The 25,617-nt window shown below is 53.4% G+C and carries 26 protein-coding genes and 3 tRNA genes; 22 read left to right on the forward strand and 7 right to left on the reverse strand.

What is annotated here, in order from left to right; all coding sequences use genetic code 11:
- The first annotated feature begins 33 nt into the window (after positions 1–33).
- The 4 genes from pgsA to KW828_RS06845 all read left to right on the forward strand — a co-directional run bounded on the left by pgsA (position 34) and on the right by KW828_RS06845 (position 1,032).
- A complete protein-coding gene (gene pgsA / locus KW828_RS06830; protein ID WP_088218889.1) occupies positions 34–582 on the forward strand; it encodes a CDP-diacylglycerol--glycerol-3-phosphate 3-phosphatidyltransferase in 549 nt (182 codons plus the stop codon).
- A gap of 151 nt (positions 583–733) precedes the next feature.
- Positions 734–809: transfer RNA gene (locus KW828_RS06835), tRNA-Gly, on the forward strand.
- A 51-nt stretch (positions 810–860) separates the two neighbouring features.
- Positions 861–934, forward strand: a tRNA-Cys gene (locus KW828_RS06840).
- 12 nt (positions 935–946) lie between these two features.
- Positions 947–1,032: transfer RNA gene (locus KW828_RS06845), tRNA-Leu, on the forward strand.
- 163 nt (positions 1,033–1,195) lie between these two features.
- Here KW828_RS06845 and yibB read toward each other — a convergent pair.
- A complete protein-coding gene (gene yibB, locus KW828_RS06850) occupies positions 1,196–2,053 on the reverse strand; it encodes a protein YibB (RefSeq protein ID WP_218335693.1) in 858 nt (285 codons plus the stop codon).
- Between the two features lie 298 nt (positions 2,054–2,351).
- Here yibB and KW828_RS06855 point away from each other — a divergent pair, with 298 nt between their 5' ends.
- Positions 2,352–3,017, forward strand: coding sequence for a YecA family protein (locus tag KW828_RS06855; RefSeq protein WP_218335694.1), 666 nt, complete (start codon positions 2,352–2,354; stop codon positions 3,015–3,017).
- Positions 3,018–3,133: 116 nt separating this feature from the next.
- On the opposite strand, the gene tyrP is transcribed toward KW828_RS06855, so the two are convergent.
- The 3 genes from tyrP to yecR form a co-directional block, all read right to left on the reverse strand.
- Complete coding sequence (gene tyrP, locus KW828_RS06860; protein ID WP_218335695.1) at positions 3,134–4,345, reverse strand: tyrosine transporter TyrP; 1,212 nt, start codon at positions 4,343–4,345, stop codon at positions 3,134–3,136.
- A 147-nt stretch (positions 4,346–4,492) separates the two neighbouring features.
- Positions 4,493–4,990 carry a non-heme ferritin gene (ftnA, locus tag KW828_RS06865; RefSeq protein WP_218335696.1) on the reverse strand — a complete coding sequence of 166 codons (498 nt, stop codon included), beginning with the start codon at positions 4,988–4,990 and terminating at the stop codon, positions 4,493–4,495.
- A gap of 222 nt (positions 4,991–5,212) precedes the next feature.
- Positions 5,213–5,545 (reverse strand): YecR family lipoprotein, encoded by a 333-nt coding sequence (yecR, locus tag KW828_RS06870; protein WP_218335901.1) that lies wholly within the window; start codon positions 5,543–5,545, stop codon positions 5,213–5,215.
- Positions 5,546–5,793: 248 nt separating this feature from the next.
- Between yecR and KW828_RS06875 the strand changes: the two genes are divergently transcribed.
- On the forward strand, positions 5,794–6,432 hold the full coding sequence (locus tag KW828_RS06875) for an RpiB/LacA/LacB family sugar-phosphate isomerase (RefSeq protein WP_218335697.1): 639 nt from the start codon (positions 5,794–5,796) through the stop codon (positions 6,430–6,432).
- Between the two features lie 30 nt (positions 6,433–6,462).
- On the opposite strand, the gene KW828_RS06880 is transcribed toward KW828_RS06875, so the two are convergent.
- On the reverse strand, positions 6,463–7,887 hold the full coding sequence (locus tag KW828_RS06880; RefSeq protein WP_218335698.1) for an MFS transporter: 1,425 nt from the start codon (positions 7,885–7,887) through the stop codon (positions 6,463–6,465).
- A 215-nt stretch (positions 7,888–8,102) separates the two neighbouring features.
- Here KW828_RS06880 and azuC point away from each other — a divergent pair, with 215 nt between their 5' ends.
- On the forward strand, positions 8,103–8,186 hold the full coding sequence (gene azuC, locus KW828_RS06885) for a stress response protein AzuC (RefSeq protein WP_218335902.1): 84 nt from the start codon (positions 8,103–8,105) through the stop codon (positions 8,184–8,186).
- A 117-nt stretch (positions 8,187–8,303) separates the two neighbouring features.
- Positions 8,304–8,555, forward strand: coding sequence for a DUF2766 family protein (locus KW828_RS06890; protein ID WP_072568888.1), 252 nt, complete (start codon positions 8,304–8,306; stop codon positions 8,553–8,555).
- A 99-nt stretch (positions 8,556–8,654) separates the two neighbouring features.
- Here KW828_RS06890 and KW828_RS06895 read toward each other — a convergent pair whose 3' ends face one another.
- On the reverse strand, positions 8,655–9,998 hold the full coding sequence (locus KW828_RS06895; protein WP_218335699.1) for an anaerobic C4-dicarboxylate transporter: 1,344 nt from the start codon (positions 9,996–9,998) through the stop codon (positions 8,655–8,657).
- Between the two features lie 181 nt (positions 9,999–10,179).
- Positions 10,180–10,683, reverse strand: coding sequence for a non-heme ferritin-like protein (locus KW828_RS06900; protein ID WP_218335700.1), 504 nt, complete (start codon positions 10,681–10,683; stop codon positions 10,180–10,182).
- 199 nt (positions 10,684–10,882) lie between these two features.
- Here KW828_RS06900 and KW828_RS06905 point away from each other — a divergent pair, with 199 nt between their 5' ends.
- From KW828_RS06905 to KW828_RS06970, 14 genes are all read left to right on the forward strand, one after another.
- Positions 10,883–11,440, forward strand: coding sequence for a DJ-1/PfpI family protein (locus KW828_RS06905; RefSeq protein ID WP_218335701.1), 558 nt, complete (start codon positions 10,883–10,885; stop codon positions 11,438–11,440).
- Positions 11,441–11,758: 318 nt separating this feature from the next.
- Complete coding sequence (locus tag KW828_RS06910) at positions 11,759–12,748, forward strand: arabinose ABC transporter substrate-binding protein (protein WP_088218878.1); 990 nt, start codon at positions 11,759–11,761, stop codon at positions 12,746–12,748.
- Positions 12,749–12,823: 75 nt separating this feature from the next.
- Complete coding sequence (gene araG / locus KW828_RS06915) at positions 12,824–14,338, forward strand: L-arabinose ABC transporter ATP-binding protein AraG (protein ID WP_218335702.1); 1,515 nt, start codon at positions 12,824–12,826, stop codon at positions 14,336–14,338.
- A gap of 14 nt (positions 14,339–14,352) precedes the next feature.
- The gene (gene araH / locus KW828_RS06920; protein WP_072568881.1) at positions 14,353–15,333 is read left to right on the forward strand and encodes an L-arabinose ABC transporter permease AraH; all 981 of its coding nucleotides are present in this window, start codon (positions 14,353–14,355) and stop codon (positions 15,331–15,333) included.
- A gap of 162 nt (positions 15,334–15,495) precedes the next feature.
- Positions 15,496–16,305 carry a trehalose-phosphatase gene (gene otsB / locus KW828_RS06925; RefSeq protein ID WP_218335703.1) on the forward strand — a complete coding sequence of 270 codons (810 nt, stop codon included), beginning with the start codon at positions 15,496–15,498 and terminating at the stop codon, positions 16,303–16,305.
- Positions 16,280–17,704, forward strand: a complete 1,425-nt coding sequence (otsA, locus tag KW828_RS06930; RefSeq protein ID WP_218335704.1) for an alpha,alpha-trehalose-phosphate synthase — start codon at positions 16,280–16,282, stop codon at positions 17,702–17,704. Before otsB ends, otsA begins: the two co-directional genes overlap by 26 nt.
- A gap of 832 nt (positions 17,705–18,536) precedes the next feature.
- Entirely contained in the window at positions 18,537–18,890 is a 354-nt protein-coding gene (flhD, locus tag KW828_RS06935) for a flagellar transcriptional regulator FlhD (RefSeq protein WP_207208972.1), read from the forward strand.
- Positions 18,891–18,893: 3 nt separating this feature from the next.
- Positions 18,894–19,472, forward strand: a complete 579-nt coding sequence (gene flhC, locus KW828_RS06940; protein ID WP_129362843.1) for a flagellar transcriptional regulator FlhC — start codon at positions 18,894–18,896, stop codon at positions 19,470–19,472.
- Between the two features lie 122 nt (positions 19,473–19,594).
- Positions 19,595–20,482: a flagellar motor stator protein MotA gene (motA, locus tag KW828_RS06945; RefSeq protein WP_218335705.1), complete on the forward strand. Its 888-nt coding sequence runs from the start codon at positions 19,595–19,597 to the stop codon at positions 20,480–20,482.
- A complete protein-coding gene (gene motB / locus KW828_RS06950) occupies positions 20,479–21,408 on the forward strand; it encodes a flagellar motor protein MotB (protein WP_218335706.1) in 930 nt (309 codons plus the stop codon). The genes motA and motB overlap by 4 nt, the downstream gene beginning before the upstream one ends.
- Positions 21,409–21,418: 10 nt before the next feature.
- Entirely contained in the window at positions 21,419–23,452 is a 2,034-nt protein-coding gene (gene cheA, locus KW828_RS06955) for a chemotaxis protein CheA (protein ID WP_218335903.1), read from the forward strand.
- Between the two features lie 21 nt (positions 23,453–23,473).
- Positions 23,474–23,977, forward strand: coding sequence for a chemotaxis protein CheW (gene cheW / locus KW828_RS06960; protein WP_218335707.1), 504 nt, complete (start codon positions 23,474–23,476; stop codon positions 23,975–23,977).
- 496 nt (positions 23,978–24,473) lie between these two features.
- Positions 24,474–25,043, forward strand: a complete 570-nt coding sequence (locus KW828_RS06965; RefSeq protein WP_218335708.1) for a spore coat protein U domain-containing protein — start codon at positions 24,474–24,476, stop codon at positions 25,041–25,043.
- A 95-nt stretch (positions 25,044–25,138) separates the two neighbouring features.
- On the forward strand, positions 25,139–25,609 hold the full coding sequence (locus tag KW828_RS06970) for a spore coat U domain-containing protein (protein ID WP_371316092.1): 471 nt from the start codon (positions 25,139–25,141) through the stop codon (positions 25,607–25,609).
- The last annotated feature ends 8 nt before the right edge of the window (positions 25,610–25,617 follow it).

Below are 25,617 nucleotides of genomic sequence, written 5' to 3' on the forward strand. Positions count from 1 at the left end.
ATTTTTACTGACAACAGACAGTTACCCGTCACTATGCGATTTAATATCCCGACGTTACTAACGCTTTTTCGTGTCATTTTGATCCCGTTCTTCGTAGTGGCATTTTATCTGCCGTTCGTCTGGGCTCCTTTTGCATGTGCGCTGATTTTTTGCTTTGCAGCGATCACGGACTGGTTTGACGGTTTCCTGGCGCGGCGCTGGAATCAGAGCACGCGTTTTGGCGCGTTTCTCGATCCGGTGGCCGATAAAGTGCTGGTGGCTATCGCCATGGTGCTGGTGGTACAGCATTATCACGTCTGGTGGGTAACCTTACCGGCGGCCACCATGATTGCGCGGGAGATCATCATCTCTGCACTGCGTGAGTGGATGGCAGAGATGGGCAAACGCAGCAGCGTGGCAGTGTCCTGGATCGGTAAAGTAAAAACCACGGCGCAAATGGTTGCCCTGGTAGGTCTGCTGTGGCGTCCTAATCAGATCACAGAGTACGCTGCGGTGGGGCTGTTGTTTGTGGCGGCGGTGCTGACGCTGTGGTCGATGCTGCAATATTTAAACGCTGCACGCGGCGATTTGCTTGAACCGTGATCGTTTCGCCGTAAATTTCAGCAAACGATCCTGAGTTTGAAAAAATATCGTTGACTCAGTGCGTCAGGTAAGTAGAATGCATCGCATCAGACGGCGGCAGTGCTTGCCAGAAGATAGTAAAATCAAGTGATTAGCTAAATCACACGATATTGCGGGAATAGCTCAGTTGGTAGAGCACGACCTTGCCAAGGTCGGGGTCGCGAGTTCGAGTCTCGTTTCCCGCTCCAGTTAATTGCATCGGCACATTGCGGATGCAGGTTGCAAGACCTGAAGATTTTGGCGCGTTAGCAAAGCGGTTATGTAGCGGATTGCAAATCCGTCTAGTCCGGTTCGACTCCGGAACGCGCCTCCAATTTCTTCCCGAGCCCGGATGGTGAAATCGGTAGACACAAGGGATTTAAAATCCCTCGGCTTATGGCTGTGCGGGTTCAAGTCCCGCTCCGGGTACCATGGGAAACCTCGAATAAAATCAATGATAAGCAGTGTCGTGTAAGCCACCTTCGGGTGGTTTTTTTATGCCTGTTTTTCAGCACTTAGCACAACAGTGGTTCACTGATTATCGTGATGGCGTTGAAGATTGACCCGGCTGGGTAGCCGGGTACTGCGGTTTAAGCTACTTGCCGCGAAGCAACACTTTTCCTTTCAGCAACACAGTCGCCCAATCTCTTTTCCCATACAATCTGAACAGGTTAAACCATCTGTTTTTTCCCAGATAATTTAATTTTATCAAATCCGGTCTGAGATGATGGCACATGATGAAGATACCCTGGTCGTCATCAATCACATGATTTTTAAGGGTGATATTTTGACAATGGACCACCAGCTTAAATAACGCCTTCCATTTCTCTTTAGTCGCCACAATGGCGCCGCCAATGATGAAGGACCGATTACCAATCATATAATCGAAAACCTGATCGAGATTTTTAGTTCGTAACCCTCTTTTGACAGTAAACATATTTACTTTTTCTTTATCAAAAGGATACGACCAGTGGGTCAGCCCTCGCGTGACTGAGGGCGTACGACAATAGCCAAAATCAACCCATGCAACCATGTCATTATTTACCAGCTGCAACTCGATGGCTTTTGTGACAAAGAACGATTTTAAATTGCAAACCAGCACATAATCCGTTGCCCAGTATTCCGGGTTGATTAACTGCCGCTGCTCCAGTCTGCTGCGGAAACGATCGCTGGTCTGAATACTTCTGATCTTATTCCGTGTTCCGGTAAATTTATCTGCAATATCAAACGCGATCACAGTGGTGCGCTTACCTGCTCGGGCTGCTTCAATTTTGGGTTTCAGATCGCTGGAAGTGAATATCACCATCTCATTGTCGAGGGTGGCGAGGTTTTTGAAATACTCGATATAAGTGTCAGTCGTTCTTTCGAGATGAGGGGAGAAGCCTTTGTCACTTGTCCAGTCGCCACGCCCAATATCGTAAAATGCTGAAACAATAGTAATCGATGAGTTCATTGTATAATCCGGGTGCTGTGATTTTATCCGTTAACGTGCCTTACAATCAGCGTATCGCTCACCCATTGCAGAACCTGTTGAAGCCTAGATTTTCAACGAAACATCCGTTTAGATCGCAGGCACTTTATGTTTGTGTAACATTATATCGGAATGTAACCCTTTATGTTACCGCAGACATAGCCTCACCGTAATTTCATTAACTCGGTCTGCTCCGGCTAATGCCAAAATTTTCACGTCACTTGTGGTAACATCCCCTTCATATGGCGCGCATTTCGCACCCTGCAGAGGAATATTGACGATGAAAACCGGACCACTGAACGAGAAAGAGCTGGAATGGCTCGAAGACGTACTCATGAAGTACGGCACCGAAGCGTCCATTATGGATGTTGCAGAGCTGGACGGCTTACTCACTGCGGTGTTGAGCTCTCCGGTGCCGATTGAGCCAAGCCAGTGGCTGGTGGCGCTATGGGGCGGTGCTGATAAAGTGCCGAACTGGTCGTCGGAAAAAGAGATGGAGCGCTTCATGATGCTCGCTTTTCAGCATATGGACGACATCGGCGATCGTCTTGCTGAGTACCCGGAACAGTTTGAACCGCTGTTTGGGACGCGCGAAGTTGAGGATCAGGAATTGACCATCGTAGAAGAGTGGTGCTTCGGTTATTTGCGTGGCGTCAGTCTCAGCGACTGGTCGTCATTACCGGCCACGTTAAAGCCGGCGCTCGCCGCTATTGAGCTGCACGGCAAAGAAGAAAACTTTGAACGCGTAGAGCAGATGACGCCCGAAGCATTTGAAGAGAGTATCGAGGCGATCAAACCCGCTGCACTCGCACTGTATGATTACTGGGCCGATAATCAACAGGAGATCGAGGTGGCGAAGCCTTTCACCGCTGGCGATAAAGTGGGCCGTAACGATCCTTGCCCGTGTGGTAGCGGCAAAAAATTCAAACAGTGCTGCCTGCACTGATAGCCATACCCATCAACATAAATTGCCCGGCGGCACACGCTTGCCGGGCCTGCAAAATCTTCATGCCGGTAGTTGCCGGGTAAACGCAGTATCAACCGCCAATAACATGAGCGCGGTTAACCTACCTCTGGCAGTAAGCCTGCCGCGATAGAAAACTGCACAGCAATCACCGCTATTCCGCATAAAAACACCAGTACCAGCGCCGGCGTGCCGCCGCTGACGCGCCAGGCCGCCTGTGAATTATTCTTACGGCTCTGCCACGCCAGCATAGAGGGAATGAGAAGCGCCAGCACCGCCAGCGCCACGCCAGCATATCCCAGCGCCATCACAAAACCGCGTGGATAGAACAGCGCAAAGGCCAGCGGCGGCAGGAAGGTGATCGCCCCGGTCTGCAAGCGTCCAATGGCGTTATTGCGACGATTAAACAGGTCCGCCAGATAATCAAACAGCCCCAGCGCCACGCCGAGGAACGACGTCGCCAGTGCCAGATCGGCAAACAGATGCACCGCCAGCTCCACATGGGGTGAAGCGACCACTTCCCGTAGCGCCTGCAATAACCCGTTCAGACCGGCCTGATCCGCCAGTAATCCCATAAAAGTGGACGAGTTAATGCTGCCCAGCGTTGCCAGCTGCCAGAAAATATAGGCCACCAGCGGAATGGCGCTGCCGGTAATAAACACGGTACGCAGCTTGCGGATGTTGCCGTTCATGTAGCTGACAATGCTTGGCACGCTGCCATGAAATCCAAAGGAAGTGAAAATGACCGGGATTGCAGAGAGCGCCAGCCCTTTCTCCAGCGGCAGCGTCAGTAAATTGATGCTGTGCACGTGCGGCATTAACAGCGCCAGCATGATCACCAGAAACAGGATCTTGACGCTGAACAGAAAACGGTTAAACAGATCGACCAGCGAGGTGCCCGCGCAGACTACGCCGCCTGCTATCACGGTAAACAGCAGCACACCGGAAACCGGCGAAACGGTGATGTCGAGCCATGAACTGAGGCTGGCGGCCAGTAGCTCGCCCGCGCCGGTCATATAGGCGGCAGTGAGAGCGTACATCAGGAACATCATACTGAAACCGGTCAGCCACTGGCCGTAACGACCCAGATAACGCCCGGCCAGCGACCCCAACCCGGTATCCGCCGGGACATGCTGATAGACCTCCAGCAACAGCAGGGCGGTATAACACATCAACGCCCACAGGCCGAACAGCAACGCTAAGGTAACGCCAAAGCCTACACCTGCCGCCGCCAGCGGCATCGCCAGCATACCCGCCCCGATTGTCGTTCCCGCGACGATAAAAATACTGCCCAGCGTCCGATTCTTCACGCTTTCCTCTGCCTGTAAATCATTACACATTCGAATATGCGGCGCAGGGTAAGGGAAAAAGACAGGTTCGTCAAACTGGCGTTACAGGTGGTGTAATCAGAAATTTACAGAGAAACTGCGGCGGTGACAGTGTCACCGCCCGGGGGATTATTGTTGCGCGTCGAGTGTGGCCAGTTCTTTATCGATGAAATACAAACCTTCGCCGCTTTTTCCTGCCAGCGATAATTTATCGATAACCGATTTAAATAATTTCTCTTCTTCGTGCTGTTCCGCCACATACCATTGCAGGAAATTAAAGGTCGGATAATCCTGTGTGGTCATTGCCACATGCGCCAGTTCATTAATTTTTTGCGTGATCAGCTGTTCGTGTTCATAGGTGGAGCGAAACAGTTCATCTAAAGACGCATATTCAGCCATCGGTGACGGAATAGTATTAATGCAGGGCAGGCTGCCGGTGTCGGCCAGATAATCGAACAGGCGCTGCATGTGGGTCATCTCTTCCTGCGCATGGCGGCGCAAGAAGGCTGCGGCACCTTCAAAACTGTGGTAGCTGCACCAGGCGCTCATCTGCTGATAAAGCAGGGAGGAGTAAAGCTCCAGATTCATTTGCTCATTTAATTTTTCGATCATTTCAGCTTTAAGCATGATGCGGCTCCATTAAGGGTGCAGGAAAGGAATAAAAGATAAGTTTAATCATGCGGGCACTATAATTTGTTATTTAATTATTTGCAAAAGGTAAAATAAAATAATTACTCTGAATGGTAATGTGAATAATACGCATTAAATGTGAAGTTTAAATTAATTGATAATAATTCTTTATATAATAAATAACCGCCACCCGCGAAATAAGGCAGGTGGCGAAAATGTCTAGTAGCCAGTCGCAGACTGGGACAGCGCAAGGCCCTGACACTGATACTGCAGGGTGATTTTTTCATTGAGGCACAGCGAACCGCTGAACACGCTACAGGTGCGGATAGGCTGGCCGTAAGCGGCGGCGGTGGCATAGCCCATTTGCTGGCACTGACGCGTGGCGGTGCCGTGGGTGGTATATTCATCAAAGCGCGCATTTTGCAGCATGGCCTCGTTAAAATTCAGTCGTACCACACCGGTCGTCTGATTAACCTCGCTCACCTGCGGCTCTTTGGTGATGGTGCATCCTGCCAGCAGCAGGGCTGCGGCGGCTAAAAGCATACTCTTCATGGAAGCGCTCTGATTCAGTTTCGATGTTCTCATCCTACAACCTGTCTACGCCAGCAATGGCCTGAATAGCCGGATTTTCATGGCTTACTAATCGTAACGGTCAGCGAAGCGGGGAAAACTGTGAGCGCCTCGCAACTTTTTAAAACGTTTTTTCACTAAATTTGAAAGTATGTTTGCTTAGTAGTAAGGTTTGTAAAACGTTCGCTATTCACGGCGGGACATCCCGCAACGCTTCAGGAGAAGACACCATGAAAATTGCACTGATGATGGAAAACAGCCAGGCTGCCAAAAATGCCATTATCCTTAACGAGTTGAAAACCGTCGCGGATGAGAAGAACTTCCCGGTTTACAACGTCGGCATGAGCGACGAAAACGACCATCATCTGACCTACATCCACTTAGGTATTATGGCCAGCATTCTGCTGAACTCCAAAGCCGTCGATTTCGTGATCGCTGGTTGCGGTACCGGCCAGGGCGCGCTGATGTCGCTGAATATCCACCCGGGTGTGAACTGCGGCTACTGTATTGATCCGGCGGATGCTTTCCTGTTCGCGCAGATCAACAACGGTAACGCGCTGGCGCTGCCATTTGCCAAAGGTTTTGGCTGGGGCGCAGAACTGAACGTGCGCTTTATCTTCGAGAAAGCCTTCACGGGTCGTAAAGGTGAAGGCTACCCGCCGGAGCGTAAAGAGCCGCAGGTGCGCAACGCGGGTATCCTCAACCAGGTGAAAGCCGCGGTGGTGAAAGATAACTATCTGGACACGCTGCGTGCCATCGATCCGGAACTGGTGAAAACAGCCGTGACCGGTCAGCGTTTCCAGCAATGTTTCTTCGAGAACTGTCAGGACAAAGAAATCGAAGCGTTCGTGCGCGAAATCATCGCGTAACCTGCGCAAGGCCAGCGTTACGCTGGCCTTTTACCCCCGTTGTTTACTCGACACTGCACTTCCGGCATCTTTAGTCAGCCGCAGCGTATCAAACATCCCCACCAGACAAATCAGCGCGATCACCACAAACGCCAGCCGAAAACCGATCCCCGGCACATCCCCCAGCGCCAGCCAGTCGCCGACCCGCTCGCCGATACGTATTCCGATTGCGCCGAGCGTAATGCCCAGCCCGACCGCCAGCTGCGTCGCCGTGCTGAACAGCGTATTGGCATAGCTCATCTGTGCCGACGGCACATCCGCAAATGCCAGGGTACTGACGCCGGTAAACTGCACCGAACGGAATACGCCGCCGAGATAGAGCACCAGCAGGATCACCCACACCGGCGTCGTGGGTGTCAGAAACGCGCAGGCCAGCAGTGCCAGCACATTCAGCGCGCCGTTGATCAGCAGCAACTTTTTGAAGCCCAGCCAGCGAATAAGCGGAGTGGTAGCCGGCTTGATGGTCAGATTGCCGACAAACACCGCCAGTACCAGCAGCCCGGCATGAAACGCGTCCATACCAAAACCCACCTGGAACATCAGCGGCAACAGGAAAGGCACCGCGCTGATGGAGGCGCGAAACAGCGAACCGCCATACATGGTGACGCGAAAGGTAGGCACCTGCATGGCATCGAGTCGGATCATCGGCCAGCGGGCGTGCTGAAAATGGCGCAACGCATAGCACAGCGTGCCCGCGCCCAGCAGCAGCATACCCGCCGTCAGCCACCCTTGCGGCTGCTGCGCACCCAGTGACTCCATGGCGTACACCAGGCTGACCATCGCGACAGCAGTGGAAAGGAAACCAGGCATATCAAATGGCCGTCGCTCGGTTTCGCGTATATCCGGAATGAGGCGTAGCGCCAGCGCAATGGCGACGAGGCCCAGCGGGACGTTAATAAAGAAGATCCAGCGCCAGCTGGCGAAGCTGGTAATAAAACCACCGAGCGGTGGGCCGATAATGGGCGCAACGAGGGCAGGCCAGGTGAGGGTGGCGATAGCGGTGATCAACAAATGTTTGGGCGTGGTGCGCAGCACCGCCAGCCGCCCGACCGGCACCATTAGCGCGCCGCCGACACCCTGCAAGATACGCATGGCAACAAACCATTCGACGCTCACTGCCAGCCCGCAAAACGCGGAGGCGAGGGTGAAGATCGCCAGTGCTGACGCGAAGACTTTTCGCGCGCCAAAGCGGTCAGCGATCCAGCCGCTGGCCGGGATCAGCACCGCCAGCGTGATCAGATAGGCGCTGATGCCGATGTTCAGATCCACGGCATCGACGCCAAAGCTGTCGGCCATATCCGGCAGGGCGGTGGCGATCACCGTCCCGTCGAGAAACTCCATAAAAAACGCACCGGCGACCAGCAGGGCGGCGGGAGAAACGCCGCGCCGGGTCTCCGGAGGGATGCTGTCAGTCATTTTTGGTCTGCCATTTTAAAAAAAATTTTAATTTTTTACAGAAATGAAATGTTCGTAACTGTCGGATTTATCATTATTTTTCTTAACAACACGCAGCCGGATTTCCATTTTTAAGTGTGATAAGTATCACAAACGGGTTGATTTTTGTGATGCAGGTCATATTATGTGCGCATAGAGAAATAACACCTGCATAACAAAATTCGCCGGAGAGAAACATGAAACTGCTTAAAATCCTGAAAAGCATTTTTGAAACCTACTGCAAAACCTTCAAAGACGTCCCGCCTGGCGCGATGTTCTGATAAAAAAACCTGCTGCGGCAGGTTTTTTTATAGCTGTCGTCCGGCAGGCTGGTCGGGCAAACTACCTTTTCACCGCACTTCCCGCTACTATGGCGTCCTTATTGAAAGGAGCCTTCCATGTCTGAATCCCTGAGTGCCGATCAAGAACTGGTATCTGATGTTGTCGCCTGCCAGCTCGTGATCAAACAGATCCTCGACATTATCGACGTTATCGCACCGGTTGAAGTGCGTGAGAAAATGTCGCAGCAGTTAAAAACCATCGATTTCACCACCCATCCGGCGGCTGCCGATCCGGTGACACGCCGCGCTATTCAGAAAGCGATTGCGCTGATAGAGCTGAAGTTCACCCCGCAGGGCGAGGCGCACTAAGTAAAGTAAACCTTCGTTTTGAATTATTCAAACGGATGTTTTCGCGGGGCGGGCGCGTCAGCCCGATGTAAAACGGCGGGGGAACCCCCGCCGGCAGGATCAAAACAGCACCATCACCAGTGCATAGCTTGCCGCACAGGCGCAGCTGACGCCAATCAGCCCTGGAATAATAAAGCTGTGGTTAATGATGAATTTCCCGATGCGGGTGGTGCCTGACCGGTCAAAGCCGATGCAGGCCAAATCGCTCGGGTAGGTGGGCAGCACGAAATAACCGTAGGATGCCGGGAAGAACGCCAGCAGCATTTTTGGCTCGACGCCCAGCATCAGCGCCATCGGCGCAACGGCGGTCAGGGCGGCAGCCTGGCTGTTAACCAGTTTGGACACCAGAAACAGCACAATCGCGTAGGTCCAGGGGTGATTCTGCACCACGCCTTCCAGTGCCACTTTTAGCTCTTCCAGATGCGCCTGAAAGAAGGTGTCACTCATCCACGCCACGCCAAACACCGAGAAAATCGCGACCATCCCGGCCTTGAATACCGCGCCGCTGGAAATCGTCGACGCGTTCACCTTGCAGACTATCAGCATGACCGCCCCGGCAATCAGCATCATCATCTGGATCACCAGATTCATCGACAGCGGCGTCATTTTACCTTTCACGTCGAATGCCGGACGCAGCGCCGGCAGCGCCCCTAACAGCACCACCACCAGAATACCGGCGAAGAAAATCCAGGTTGACCAGTACGCCTGCTTTGGAAAGCGTTGATCCATCAGCGTTTCGCTGCTGCCGTAGATAAATTCACGTTGTTTAGGATCCTTGAGCTTCTCCTGAAATTCCGCGTCATCCGCCAGATCTTTACCGCGCCGCAGGCTCCACAGCGCGGCGATGGCCACCCCAAACAGCGATGCCGGAACGGAGACGGCGAGGATCTCCAGAATACTCCACGCGTGGCCGATCCCCTGTTGTGCCGCCAGTATAGAGACCAGCGACACCACGGCCACCGACACCGGCGAGGCGGTGATCGCCATTTGTGACGCCACCGACGCCACCGCCATCGGGCGCTCCGGGCGGATGCCTTTTTTCAGCGCGATGTCGGCGATAATCGGAAACATGGTGTAAACCACATGTCCGGTGCCGCATAAAAACGTCAACATCCAGGTGGTGAAGGGCGCAAGCAGGGTGATGTGCTGAGGATGGCGGCGCAGCAGCCGCTCGGCAAACTGCATCATGACGTTCAGCCCGCCAGCGGTTTGCAGCGTCGCGGCGCAGCCGATAACCGCCAGAATAGTCAGCATCACGTCGACCGGCGGTTTACCCGGTTGCAGGCCAAAAACAAAAGTCAGAATGAAAAGGCCGATACCGCTTATCAGGCCGAGGCCCATGCCGCCGAAGCGCGTACCGACCAGCAGGCAGAGGATAATGACAACAAACTCAAGAGTGATCATGAAGCACCTGTGTAATTAAACATTGATGCTCCAAATCATTACATTTTGTAAGGGTGATCGTTGCGAGCCAGATCGACTTTGTAAAACGTGCTGTAATCAATGACTTATAAACATTTCTGCAACATTAAATTGCAAATAATAACAACCCCGACGCAGGCCGGGGTTAACGCGAGGTGAGCGATTAATGCTGCTGGAAATTGACGATATTAAGTAAATGCTGATCGGTCTGCGGTAACCCCATACCCGACAGCTGCGCGTTATGCACTTCTTCCATAATGGTCTGCAACAGCAACCCGTCCTGCTGCTGCTCTTTGTCCAGTTGCTGCAAAAACTCCAGCGTACAGGCATCGTTCATGGCCGCAGCCTCCGCCGTCAAACGGGCGAGGGTGGTGCAGCGTTGTGAATACTCATCGAGCATTTTCGTAAACAGATCTTCGAGGGTGGAATAGTCGTCATGAGAGGGTTCTGTGGCTTTTACCACGGGATTCGCCCCTTCACGTTTCATATATTCAAACACACGCATCATTTGTGTGATATTGCCCTGCGCCTGGGTGCGCAGGAAAGTCGCGGTTCCGTTCAGGCTATGCGCCGCGCACCATTCGCTGAGCGACAAATAGAGACTGGATGCCTGAAACTCAAGATTCATTTGCGTATTGAGTTTTTGAACCATTCCGACAATAGCCATAGCGAATATCCTTATTATGAGTAACTGGCTACAGCATAGAAAGATTAGCGGCGACATTACTGTGACCCATAAGGCACTTAAGCGAAACGGGGGAAACTCTCCGGGAATAAGCGCGGCGTGCGATAACTTTGAACTTGCAGTTTAATTTTTATGAAATTAGGTTTAAGGTGATTTCATCTCTTACCTGAAGGAATAAAAAATGAAAAAAGTGGCGGTATTACTGGCCCCGGGATTTGAAGAAGCCGAAGCCATTGTCACCATCGATATTCTGCGTCGTCTGCACATAGGGGTTGAAACCCTGGCCTGTGCCGCCTCCCGCGCAGTAGAAAGCTATCACGCCATTCCCATGGTCGCAGACAGCACCCTCGCTGAGCGTCTGGAAACCCTGTATGACGCCGTGGTGCTACCGGGCGGGCCGCAGGGCAGCGTGAACCTGGCGGCCAGCGCCGATGTGATCCGCTTCGTGAAGGCGCATGATGCAGCGGGCAAACTGATTTGCCCTATCTGCTCGGCGGCAGCGCGCGTGCTGGGTGGTAACGATCTGCTGAACGGGCGGCGCTACGTCTGCTCCGGCGACCTGTGGCAGGACGTCAAAAACGGGGAATATGTCGATGCGCCTGTCGTGGAAGATGGCAATCTGATCAGCGGCAAAGGATTAGGCCACGTCTTTGATTTTGCCTTCACCGTGTCGGCGCGCTTACTGGGCGATGAAACGCCGGTACGCGAACACGCTGAACATATCTATTATCGCTGGTGATGAACCGCCCGGATGTGCAACGCATTCGGGCGACAAGGATAAGCTGGCTGGGGTTATGGATAATTTCACTGTCACCCCTGCTAATTGTCCGACAAATACGGCTTTTATTATGTCATTTTCCGCTGAATTTATGTACGCAATTACTGTAATTCTGCCGTGTGATGGCGCTCTCCTATGGATGATTAATTTCCCGCTAAAACTACTCCCCAGCAGAAGCATATCCTGAACAGTATCGGCTAATGCTTTGTTTTCTGTCTGATTAAACAACAGAATAACCGCTTTTCCCTACATAAAAGAACGCTAAAGCTGGAGTTAACCATGCACAAATTCACTAAAGCGCTGGCAGCCATCGGTCTGGCTGCCGTTATGTCACAATCCGCTATCGCCGAGACCATGAAACTCGGTTTTCTGGTGAAACAACCGGAGGAACCGTGGTTCCAGACAGAATGGAAATTTGCTGATAAAGCCGGCAAAGATCTTGGTTTTGAAGTGATTAAAATCGCCGTACCGGACGGGGAGAAAACCCTGAATGCCATCGACAGCCTGGCGGCCAGCGGTGCGAAGGGGTTCGTCATCTGTACGCCGGATCCGAAACTTGGCTCGGCCATCGTGGCAAAAGCCAAAGGCTATGACATGAAAGTCATCGCCGTCGATGACCAGTTCGTTACCGCTAAAGGCAAACCAATGGAATCCGTGCCGCTGGTGATGATGGCAGCGAGTGAAATTGGCGCGCGCCAGGGCCAGGAACTCTATAAAGAGATGCAAAAACGCGGCTGGGACGTGAAAGATACCGCCGTGATGGCCATCACCGCTGACGAACTGGACACCGCCCGTCGTCGTACCACCGGTTCGATGGACGCGCTGAAAGCCGCCGGCTTCCCGGAAAAACAGATCTATAAAGTACCGACCAAAGCGAACGATATTCCAGGGGCCTTTGACGCCGGTAACTCCCTGCTGGTGCAGCATCCGGAAGTGAAACACTGGCTGGTGGTGGGCATGAACGACAACACCGTGCTGGGCGGCGTGCGCGCCACGGAAGGTCAGGGCTTTAAAGCGGCTGATGTCATCGGTATCGGCATCAACGGGGTGGACGCCGTGAGCGAGCTGTCGAAAGCGCAGGGCACCGGCTTCTACGGTTCACTGCTGCCAAGCCCGGACGTGCATGGCTATAAAACCAGCGAAATGCTCTACAACTGGGTAGAGAAGGGCGTGGAACCGCCGAAATTCACCGCTGTTACCGACGTGGTGCTGATCACTCGCGACAACTTTAAAGAAGAGCTGGCGAAAAAAGGACTGGGCGTTAAGTAATCCGCATATCTGGTTGTGCCCTTCACCTGCCGGGTGGAGGGCCAGACGTACATTGAAAAGCGTTTCGGAGATGTTATGCAACAGTCAACTCCATACCTGTCTTTCCGGGGGATTGGCAAAACCTTCCCTGGCGTAAAAGCGCTCAGCGACATCAGCTTTGATTGCTATGCAGGCCAGGTTCACGCCCTGATGGGGGAAAACGGCGCGGGTAAATCCACGCTGCTGAAGATCCTCAGCGGGAACTATGCACCCACCACCGGCACGCTGGCCCTGCGCGGGGAAGACGTCACTTTTGCTGACACCCCGGCTGCGCTGAATGCCGGGGTCGCCATTATCTATCAGGAACTGCATCTGGTGCCTGAAATGACCGTGGCGGAAAATATTTACCTCGGTCAGTTGCCGCACAAAGGCGGTTTCGTCAATCGCTCGCTGCTGAACTACGAAGCCCGGCTACAGCTGGAGCATCTTGGTCTCGACATCGATCCGCAAACGCCGCTGAAATACCTGTCGATTGGCCAGTGGCAGATGGTGGAGATTGCCAAAGCGCTGGCGCGTAACGCCAAAGTGATCGCCTTTGATGAGCCGACCAGTTCACTGTCGGCGCGTGAAATCGACAACCTGTTCCGCGTCATTCGTGAACTGCGCGACGAAGGGCGGGTGATCATTTATGTCTCGCACCGCATGGAGGAGATTTTTGCCTTAAGCGATGCCATTACCGTCTTTAAAGATGGTCGTTATGTCTGCACCTTCGACGACATGCAACAGGTCAACCACGATTCGCTGGTTAAGGCGATGGTGGGTCGTGATCTGGGGGATATATATGGCTGGCAGCCGCGTGAAACCGGTGAAGAGATGCTGCGCCTCGATGAAGTCAAAGCGCCGGGCGTGCGCAAGCCGGTAAGCCTGTCGGTGAAACGCGGCGAAATCGTCGGCCTGTTTGGGCTGGTGGGGGCGGGACGCAGCGAACTGATGAAAGGGTTGTTTGGCGGCACGCGCATCACTGCAGGCCAGGTGTGGATCGACGGCGAAACCGTCAACATCCAAAAACCCGGCCATGCCATCGCCGCCGGCATGATGCTGTGCCCGGAAGATCGTAAAGCCGAGGGTATTATCCCGGTGCATTCAGTGCGCGATAACATCAATATCAGCGCCCGCCGCAAATACATCCGCGCTGGCTGTCTGATTAACGACGGCTGGGAAGTGCAGAACGCCGATCACCATATTCGATCCCTGAACATCAAAACCCCTGGCGCTGAGCAGCTGATCATGAATCTTTCTGGCGGCAACCAGCAAAAGGCCATTCTGGGTCGCTGGTTATCTGAAGAGATGAAGGTCATTTTGCTCGATGAGCCAACGCGCGGCATTGATGTCGGCGCGAAACATGAAATTTACAACGTGATTTATGCGCTGGCGGCACGCGGTGTCGCGGTGCTATTTGCCTCCAGCGACCTGCCCGAAGTGCTCGGCCTCGCCGACCGTATCCTGGTAATGCGCGAAGGGGAGATCGCCGGTGAATTACTACACGGTCAGGCGGATGAACAACAGGCGTTAAGCCTTGCCATGCCTAAAGTTAGCCAGGCTGTTGCCTGAGCAAGGAGAATATGATGTCGTCTTTAACCACGTCCGGCGCACCAAAGTCGCCATTTAACCTCGGTCGTATCTGGGACCAGTACGGCATGCTGGTGGTGTTCGCCGTGCTGTTTATCGGCTGCGCTATTTTTGTGCCGAACTTCGCCAGCTTTGTGAACATGAAAGGGCTGGGGCTGGCAATCTCCATGTCCGGTATGGTGGCCTGCGGCATGTTGTTCTGTCTCGCCTCCGGGGATTTCGATCTTTCCGTCGCCTCGGTTATCGCCTGTGCAGGCGTCACCACGGCGGTGGTGATCAACATGACCGAAAGCCTGTGGATCGGTATCTTTGCGGGTCTGATGCTCGGTGTACTCAGCGGTCTGGTCAACGGCTTCGTTATCGCGCGGCTGAAAATCAACGCCCTGATCACCACGCTCGCCACCATGCAGATCGTGCGCGGGCTGGCCTACATCATTTCCGACGGTAAAGCGGTCGGCATTGAAGATGAGCGTTTCTTCGCCCTGGGTTACACCAACTGGCTCGGTTTACCGGCTCCAATCTGGCTGACCGTTATCTGTCTCGCCATTTTCGGATTTTTACTAAATCGTACAACTTTTGGTCGAAATACGCTGGCGATTGGCGGCAACGAAGAGGCGGCTCGCCTGGCGGGTGTGCCGGTGGTTCGCACCAAAATCATCATCTTTATTTTGTCGGGTCTGGTGTCGGCTATCGCGGGGATTATTCTGGCGTCGCGCATGACCAGTGGACAGCCGATGACCTCAATCGGTTACGAGCTGATCGTCATCTCAGCCTGCGTGCTGGGCGGGGTGTCGCTGAAAGGGGGCATCGGTAAAATCTCTTATGTGGTGGCCGGGATCCTGATCCTTGGCACCGTCGAGAACGCCATGAACCTGCTTAATATCTCGCCATTCTCGCAGTATGTGGTGCGTGGTTTGATCCTGCTGGCGGCGGTGATTTTTGACCGCTACAAACAAAAAGCGAAGCGTACCGTTTAAGCACAACCTTTAAGTTTATCCCCTCTCTTGCCAGCCGTCTCGTCGGCTGGCAAGCCATTCTTAAAATGGCGAGCGTCGTCACACTGTCTATACTTACATGGCTAATGATAATGCGATGCGTCTGCAGGAGCAGGGCATCAGAACTGTAAGGAGGAGACCAGAGTGGCCGACCAGTTAACTGTACCGCCGATTTTTTCTGGTAATTTTGCGTTCTTTTTTGACCTCGACGGAACCCTCGCTGACATCAAACCCCATCCCGATCAGGTAGCCATTCCCGCCAGGGTGCGGGACCAGTTGCATCAACTTGCTGAGATGAACCAGGGCGCCGTTGCGCTGGTATCTGGCCGTTCGATGCGCGAACTGGATGCGCTTGCCAGTCCTTATCACTTTCCGCTTGCGGGCGTCCACGGTGCAGAGCGCCGCGACCATAACGGCGAACACCACGTGGTGACGCTGCCCCCTGAGCTGGTTAAGCAGATTGAACTGGAACTGATTGCCGGGCTGGATGGTCTTGAGGGCGCCGAACTGGAGGCAAAAGGAATGGCATTCGCACTCCATTACCGTCAGGCCATGCATCATGAAGAGGCCATTTATGCGCTGGCACACGCGCTGGAAGCAAAACACGAAGAACTGGCCTTACAGCCAGGCAAATGCGTTGTTGAACTGAAACCGTGCGGCATCAGTAAAGGTGCTGCCATCGACGCATTTATGCAGGAACCCCCGTTTGCGGGCAGAACACCCGTATTCCTGGGCGATGACCTCACCGATGAACAAGGATTTAAGGTTGTGAACCGTCAGGGTGGCGTCACGATCAAAGTCGGCTTAGGGGACACCCAGGCAAAATGGCGACTGGACGGCGTTTCAGCTGTGCACCAGTGGCTCGAACAGATGATTGATCATCAATTACAACAAGAAAAATTAGCGCTAACAAACAGGAGAGATGGCTATGAGTCGCTTAGTCGTAGTATCTAATCGCATTGCACCGCCGGACGATAAAAAAGCAGGCGCCGGTGGTCTGGCTGTCGGGATTTTAGGCGCGCTGAAAGCAACCGGTGGACTTTGGTTCGGCTGGAGCGGTGAGACAGGAAATGAAGATCAGCCGTTAAAAAAAGAGACACGCGGCAATATCACCTGGGCCTCATTTAATCTCAGCGAACAAGATTATGAAGAATATTACAACCAGTTCTCCAATGCCGTATTGTGGCCTGCATTCCACTATCGGCTGGACCTCGTGCAGTTCCAGCGCGAGTCATGGGAAGGCTATCAGCGTGTAAACGCCTTGCTGGCAGATAAACTCTTACCGCTGCTGGAAGAAGACGACGTACTGTGGATCCACGATTACCACCTGCTGCCGTTCGCCCACGAACTGCGCCAGCGCGGGGTGAAGAATCAGATTGGTTTCTTCTTGCATATTCCGTTCCCGACTCCGGAAATTTTCAACGCCTTACCGCCACACGCGGAGCTGTTAGAACAGCTGTGCGATTACGACCTGCTGGGCTTCCAGACGGAAAGTGACCGGGTGTCCTTCCTCGACAGCGTAGCCAGCCAGACGCGCGTGATCGCCAAAGACAAAAAGACGCATACCGCCTTTGGTAAAACCTTCGCCACTGAAGTCTATCCGATTGGTATTGAGCCAAAAGAGATCGCCCAGGCTGCCGCCGGGCCGCTGCCGCCAAAAATGGCCCAGCTGAAGGAAGAGCTTAAAGGCGTCAAAAACATTTTCTCCGTTGAGCGCCTGGATTACTCGAAAGGGCTGCCGGAGCGTTTCGCGGCGTTCGAAACGCTGCTGGAGAAATTCCCCGAACATCACGGCAAGATCCGCTATACGCAGATTGCGCCAACCTCGCGTGGTGATGTCCAGGCGTATCAGGATATTCGGCACCAACTGGAAACCGAAGCGGGGCGTATTAACGGTAAATATGGTCAGCTGGGCTGGACGCCACTGTACTATCTTAACCAGCATTTCGACCGTAAGCTGCTGATGAAAGTGTTCCGCTATTCTGATGTCGGGCTGGTCACGCCGCTGCGTGATGGTATGAACCTGGTGGCAAAAGAGTACGTGGCCGCGCAGGATCCGGCGAATCCCGGCGTGCTGATCCTTTCACGCTTCGCCGGGGCCGCCAATGAGCTGACCTCCGCGCTGCTGGTCAACCCGTACGACCGCGATGATGTGGCAGCTGCCATGGACCGTGCGCTGACCATGCCGCTGGCAGAGCGTATTTCCCGCCACGCCGAGATGCTGGAGATTATCCAGAAAAATGACATCGATGCCTGGCAGAAGAGGTTTATTGCCGACCTAAAGCGCATTGCGCCGCGTAATGCAGAAAGTCTGCTGCAAAATAACGTGGCGACCTTCCCGAAACTTGCCTGACCGTCAGTCTGCTCCCGCACCCGCGGGAGCCGCTTTTTGATCCCTCCAAATGCCATCTCCCAAACGTTTTTGCTGCCCGCATACTCTTTTTTGAAAAAAATTGCAACTACGAAACCTGTTAGTTTTATGACGCAGTTAATAAATATTCATTAATTATTCTTACAACTGGAATAGTTCACAATGTAACCATGTTGCTCAAAAATGATCTCTTAACGTAAATTTTCGCAGAAAAAAATCATAACGCTGTTTTATTAATCCTGATGATTAACATTTTTGTAATCGTTACCAAAAGTGACTAATAGATTTTTATGAATTTATAACTTCATGATTTTTATGTGATAAGTTTTTATGTCTCTACAACAGAGATCGTCGGCCTGCGCTAAGTCGTTGCTTTCGCTGACAGTGCATTGTTTTGACTCACAGGTCCGAGCTGTTTGCATGGCTATTCGTGCGAAAAGAATAGAAAACACGTTTGATAGAACGAAAAATATTCAATCCAACAGTCATATTGATAGATTTATTCGTAATATTCGCTTAAATTATGTGACGTAGATCACATTTTTTTCAAAATACTACTTGCTCACATTGTATGTCTCAGAGTCCGCGAGTACAGTTGCCTCGATTTAGGAAAAATCTTAGTTTGTGTAAGAAATGATGAGAACGTGTGAAGGAGTAGATCGCACAATGAGGTGATCGCCTCCACGTCAAAACACCTGAATCGTAGTAATGCATTTTGCCTTGTCTTATTTATTTTACCGGGTTTTTTCCCGGCGACATCACGGGGTGCGGTCTGACCGCTTAAGATTTTCGTTGGTTATTCTGGATGGGAAAAATGCATACATCCGAGTTGCTGAAACATGTTTATGACATCAATTTGTCATATCTCCTTCTTGCACAGCGTCTGATTAGTCAGGACAAAGCCTCCGCGATGTTCCGCCTGGGGATGAGTGAAGAAATGGCATCCACAATGGTCGAGCTGACGTTGCCGCAAATGGTTAAACTGGCTGAAACCAATCAGCTGATTTGCCAGTTCCGCTTTGACAGCCACCAGACTATTACCCGTCTGACACAGGAATCCCGTGTCGACGATTTACAGCAGGTCCATACCGGAATTTTGCTTTCAACCCGTCTGCTAAGTGACGCAGGTCAGACGGTTGATGCACCTGCCCGGAAGAAAAGGGCCTGATCTATGACCGTTAAAAGTATCGTTCAGGAAGCGCGCGACATCCAGTTAGCCATGGAGCTGATTACGCTGGGCGCGCGGTTACAAATGCTGGAAAGTGAGACGCAGCTGAGCCGTGGTCGACTCATCAAACTTTATAAAGAACTTCGCGGCAGTCCGCCGCCGAAAGGCATGCTGCCGTTTTCCACCGACTGGTTTATGACGTGGGAGCAAAATATTCATGCCTCCATGTTCTGTAATGCCTGGCAGTTTTTACTGAAAACAGGACTTTGCAGCGGCGTCGATGCCGTGATCAAAGCGTACCGCCTCTATTTAGAACAGTGCCCGCAGCAGGAAGAGGGGCCGTTACTGGCCCTGACCCGCGCCTGGACACTGGTCCGTTTCGTTGAAAGTGGCATGCTGCAACTTTCTCGTTGCAACTGCTGCGACGGCAATTTTATCACCCATGCACACCAACCCGTGGGCAGCTTCGCCTGCAGTTTGTGCCAACCGCCTTCCAGAGCAGTAAAAAGACGTAAACTTTCCCCGGAAGTTGCCGATAGTAATTCACAACTGCTGGATGAACAGATCAATCAGGCTGTTTGACCGAACGGTGTGAGCAACACTCCAGCAGCGGTAAGCAATTACCGCTGCTTTTTTTTGCCCCGCCGCCGTGCCAAACGCAAATCTGTTTCTCCTTGCCTTAGTCAACAGTGAAGGATGATGTCGTGCTGATCTTATTAGGTTACCTGGTTGTTCTCGGTACAGTCTTTGGCGGTTATATGATGACCGGCGGACACCTTGGGGCACTTTATCAACCTGCCGAACTTATTATCATCGGTGGTGCGGGCATAGGTGCGTTTATTGTGGGCAACAACGGCAAAGCCATCAAAGGGACGATGAAAGCGTTACCTCTGCTGTTTCGCCGTTCGAAATACACCAAAAGTATGTACATGGACTTGCTGGCGCTGCTCTATCGCCTGATGGCGAAATCCCGTCAACAAGGCATGTTCTCGCTGGAACGTGATATTGAAAGTCCAAAAGAGAGCGAAATTTTTGCCAGCTACCCGCGTATCCTTGCCGATCCGGTGATGCTCGAATTTATCGTGGATTATCTCCGTCTTATTATCAGCGGCAACATGAACACCTTCGAAATCGAAGCGCTGATGGACGAAGAGATCGAAACGCATGAAGCCGAAGCGGAAGTGCCCGCCAACAGCCTGGCGATGGTCGGTGACTCACTGCCGGCGTTCGGCATCGTGGCGGCGGTAATGGGCGTGGTTCACGCCCTGGCCTCGGCGGATCGCCCGGCGGCAGAGCTGGGTGCGCTGATTGCCCATGCGATGGTGGGAACCTTCCTCGGCATCCTGCTGGCCTATGGTTTTATCTCGCCGCTGGCGACCGTGCTGCGTCAGAAAAGCGCCGAAACCACCAAGATGATGCAGTGCGTGAAAATCACGCTGCTGTCGAATCTGAACGGTTATGCGCCGCCGATTGCCGTGGAGTTTGGCCGTAAAACCCTGTACTCGAGCGAACGTCCTTCCTTCGTTGAACTTGAAGAGCATGTGCGTGCAGTCAGAAACCCAAACCAGCAGACCACGACTGAGGACGCATGAAAAACCAGGCCCACCCCATTGTCATCGTCAAACGACGTAAACATAAAGGACACGGAGGCGGCTCGCACGGATCGTGGAAGATTGCCTACGCCGATTTTATGACGGCAATGATGGCGTTCTTCCTGGTTATGTGGCTGATTTCCATCTCCAGTCCTAAAGAGCTTATTCAGATCGCGGAATATTTCCGCACCCCGCTGGCAACGGCGGTCACGGGCGGTGCGCGAATTTCGAACAGCGACAGCCCAATCCCCGGTGGTGGTGATGATTTCACTCAGCAAAAGGGTGAAGTCCAGCGTCAGCCGAACGTGGAAGATCTGCGCAAACGTATGGAACAGAACCGCCTGAGCAAACTGCGTGGCGATCTTGACCAGTTAATTGAAGCCGATCCAAAACTGCGCGCCCTGCGCCCGCATCTGAAGATCGACCTCGTGCAGGAAGGGCTGCGTATTCAGATTATCGACAGCCAGAACCGCCCGATGTTTAAAACCGGCAGTGCCGAGGTGGAGCCGTACATGCGCGATATTCTGCGTAAGATCGCCCCGGTACTGAACGGTATTCCTAACAGAGTCAGTCTGTCAGGCCACACCGATGATTTCCCTTATGCCAATGGCGAACGAGGCTATAGCAACTGGGAACTCTCCGCTGACCGCGCAAACGCATCGCGTCGTGAGCTGGTCATCGGCGGCCTGGACGACGGTAAAGTCCTGCGTGTCGTGGGCATGGCGGCTACCATGCGGCTTAGCGACAAAGGCGCTGATGATGCGATAAACCGCCGCATCAGTCTTTTGGTTCTTAACCGGCAGGCAGAACAGGCAATTTTGCATGAAAATGCCGAGAGCCAGAACGAGCCAGTAAGTTTATTAAAACAGCCAGAGGCGTTGCCCCAGGCGACAGTTCCCACATCGCCACAACCCGATCCGAGGTGATAGCGTGAGCATGGATATTAGCGATTTTTATCAGACGTTTTTTGATGAAGCTGACGAGTTGTTGGCGGACATGGAGCAACATTTGTTGGATCTGGTGCCTGAAGCCCCGGACTCTGAACAACTGAATGCTATCTTTCGGGCCGCGCACTCTATAAAAGGCGGCGCAGGCACGTTTGGCTTCACCATTTTGCAGGAAACCACGCACCTGATGGAAAACCTGCTCGATGAAGCCCGGCGCGGTGAGATGCAGCTCAACACCGATATAATCAATCTGTTTTTGGAAACCAAAGATATTATGCAGGAACAGCTCGACGCCTATAAAAGCTCACAAGAGCCAGATGCCGCCAGCTTTGAATATATCTGCAATGCCCTGCGTCAGCTGGCACTGGAAGCGAAGGGTGAAGTGGTGCCTGCCGTTAACGGTGCAAAACTGACGGTAGTCGACGCGCAGGATGAACAGGCTGACGTGTCCACCGCGCCTGCTGCCAACAGCGACAAGCTGCGCATCGTGATTTCGCGTCTGAAAGAGAACGAAGTCGGCCTGCTGGAAGACGAACTTAAAAACCTTGCCACCTTAAGTGACGTGGTAAAAGGCAGCGACTCCCTGAGTGCGACGCTGGATGGCGGCGTGAGCCAGGACGATCTGATTGCTGTGCTCTGCTTCGTGGTAGAGCAGGATCAGATTGCTTTCGAAACCGCACCCGCTGCCGCAGCGAACGCTGAACCGGCGAGCGCGGTGGTTGCTGAAAGCGCACCGCAGGTGCCGGTCGTGGCCGCAGCACCCGTGCTGAAAGCCGTACCGAAAGAACAGGCTGCGGCGGGCCGCCAGGAACGTGAAAAACCGGCGCGCGCCAGCGAATCCACCAGCATCCGTGTGGCGGTGGAAAAAGTTGACCAGATCATTAACCTGGTGGGCGAACTGGTGATCACCCAGTCCATGCTGGCCCAGCGCTCAAACGAACTGGATCCGGTCACCCATGGCGATCTGATCACCAGCATGGGCCAGTTGCAGCGCAACGCCCGTGACCTGCAGGAATCGGTGATGTCCATCCGTATGATGCCGATGGAATATGTTTTCAGCCGCTTCCCGCGCCTGGTGCGCGATCTCGCCACCAAACTGAACAAGCAGATCGAACTGACCCTTATCGGTAGCTCCACTGAGCTGGATAAGAGCCTGATCGAACGCATTATCGATCCGTTAACGCACCTGGTGCGTAACAGCCTCGACCACGGTATCGAACTGCCGGACGTCCGCGTTGCCGCCGGTAAATCCGCCGTGGGTAACCTGGTGCTCTCCGCCGAACACCAGGGCGGCAATATCTGTATCGAAGTGACCGACGATGGCGCAGGCCTTAACCGCGAACGTATCCTTGCGAAAGCCATGTCTCAGGGTATGGCGGTGAGCGAAAGCATGTCTGACGAAGAAGTCGGGATGCTGATCTTCGCGCCGGGCTTCTCCACCGCTGAACAGGTAACCGACGTGTCGGGCCGTGGTGTCGGCATGGACGTGGTGAAACGTAACATCCAGGAGATGGGTGGCCACGTCGAAATCAAATCCAAACAGGGCGCGGGCACGACCATTCGTATCCTGCTGCCGCTGACGCTGGCGATCCTCGACGGCATGTCCGTGAAGGTCAGCGAAGAAGTCTTTATCCTGCCGCTGAACGCTGTGATGGAATCGCTGCAACCGCGTGAAGAAGATCTGCACCCGCTGGCGGGTGGCGAGCGCGTTCTGGAAGTGCGTGGCGAATACCTGCCGCTGGTAGAACTGTGGAAAGTCTTTGACGTCAAGGGCGCGAAAACGGAAGCCACCGCAGGTATCGTGGTGATCGTACAAAGCGCAGGACGTCGTTACGCCTTGTTGGTTGACCAGTTGATCGGTCAGCATCAGGTGGTAGTGAAAAACCTGGAAAGCAACTATCGCAAAGTGCCGGGCATTTCTGCGGCGACCATCCTCGGTGATGGCAGTGTCGCGCTGATTGTGGATGTTTCGGCGTTACAGGGATTAAACCGTGAACAACGTATGGCGCATACAGCCGCCTGATTTAGGTAAGAAGGTATAAACATGACCGGTATGAGTAATGTAACGAAACTGGCTGGCGAGCCATCAGGTCAGGAATTCCTGGTTTTCACCCTTGGCGGGGAAGAATACGGTATCGATATTCTGAAAGTGCAGGAAATCCGTGGTTATGATCAGGTAACCCGCATTGCCAACACCCCGGAATTCATCAAAGGGGTGACCAACCTGCGCGGTGTGATTGTGCCTATCGTCGATCTGCGCGTGAAGTTCAGCCAGATGGACGTAGAGTACAACGAAAACACCGTGGTGATCGTGCTGAACCTGGGGCAGCGTGTGGTGGGCATCGTGGTTGACGGCGTCTCCGACGTGCTGTCATTGGCCGCGGATCAGATCCGCCCGGCACCGGAGTTCGCGGTTACGCTGTCCACTGAATACCTGACCGGCCTCGGCGCGCTTGGCGACCGTATGCTGATCCTGGTGAACATCGAAAAACTGCTCAACAGCGATGAAATGGCGCTGCTTGACGTGGCGGCTACGCACGTCGCCTGACGTTCCGCATTGAGTTGACCTGTAGGCCCGGCAAGCTTGCGCCGCCGGGCAAAACCGGTAAAAAAAACGCTCTCTTTCCCGAGAGCGTTTTTATTTTTCCGGCCTTTTATTAAATATATCTCCCGCAATTTTTAAAATAACCCGCGTTTATTATTATTCCTCTGCGCAATAATTAAGTGCCAGTTAACTAATATTAACGACAAATAAATGTAACGACAGAAAACGGCATTTTAATTTGTGATTCAAATCACGCCAGCGGCAATATATCCTTTTTAGAAACGTTTGTTTACATCCTGTTTTATTGTCTAACAAGCTGAAAATTAATGATAATTTGTGTCAATCACCCGTCCATATGACCCCTGTTTTACAGGGTAGTTCTTTACCTCTCCCTGAGCTAAATTTCTGTTAATCCTGTTATTTCCCCGGCAGGATAATATCCCCGGCAGCTCATCCTTTATCGCAATAAGCGGAAAGCTTATTTACTGGAGGCGATAACATGAACAGAAATTTACGTATTCTCCTCGCGGGTAGCGCATTGTTATTCGCCGGGCAGAATGCTCAGGCGGTGACCAGTAACGGGACCATCGGTGCCACCCTGACGTTGACCAACGGCTGCCTGATAAACGGATCCCCAAACCAGAACGGCATCAACTTCGGTACGCTGAACTTTGGTGAACATCCGGCAACCTTCTCGACACTGACCACCCAGCTTACCGGCTCGGGGGGCGGAAACAGCTTCGGCATTCAGTGCACCACCGACAGCTATACCGTCCAGATCACCGGCAACACCAACTCCACCGCACCCGGTACCGTGGTCGGTACGCCAGGCACCCCGGCCCGCTATCTGGTGAATACCACCAACACTGCGCAGGGCGTGGCCTACAGCCTCTACAGCGACAGCGGCTTCAGTAACGTGGTAGCGAACAACGCGCCATTGCCTGTTGCCTCAACCACCGGCGGCGTCAACAACTACACCCTCTATGGTCGTATCCAGGGCGGCGGTAACAGCGTGACGGTCGTACCAGGTACCTATACCGACACCATAAACGTGAGCGTTATTTACTAACGCTCCGCACGATGAAATCTGATGGAGCGCCAGCTTCCCTGCGGGGAAGCCGGGGAGTCCTGCGCCTTATTTTCGGGCTGGCGTTAGCAGGACTCATGATGCAGGGAACCGCCCTGGCTGTTACCAGCCAGTCATTCCGGGTGGGAGCAACGATAACGCCGGGCTGTTCGGTGACCAGCGGTACCGGTGGCGTGCTGGGTACGCTGAATTTCGGCACCCATAGCGGCGTGGAAAGCGGGCGTGTCTCCACCAGTTTCGTGCCCAACTCCTCTTTACTGCTGGCCTGTACCCCCGGCGTGGCGCTGAGCATGAGCATCAACGGCGGGCTGAATTACACCAGTGTGCGCAATATGCGGCGCAGCGGCGGCACCGAGGTCGTGCCGTATCGCCTGTACAGCAGCAGCACGCTGGCGGCCAATACGGAGATCGCCCAGAACCAGTCGGTTTCGGTCACTTACAGCAACAGTAACAACATTGCGCTTACGCTGTTCGGCGCGGCGCAGCTGACGGGTTTGAGTCCCGCAGGCAACTATAGCGATCAACTCACCGTGACCCTGACATGGTGAGACAGGGA

This window comes from Enterobacter sp. ENT03 (genome assembly GCF_019218745.1).
Taxonomy (GTDB): Bacteria; Pseudomonadota; Gammaproteobacteria; order Enterobacterales; family Enterobacteriaceae; genus Enterobacter_D.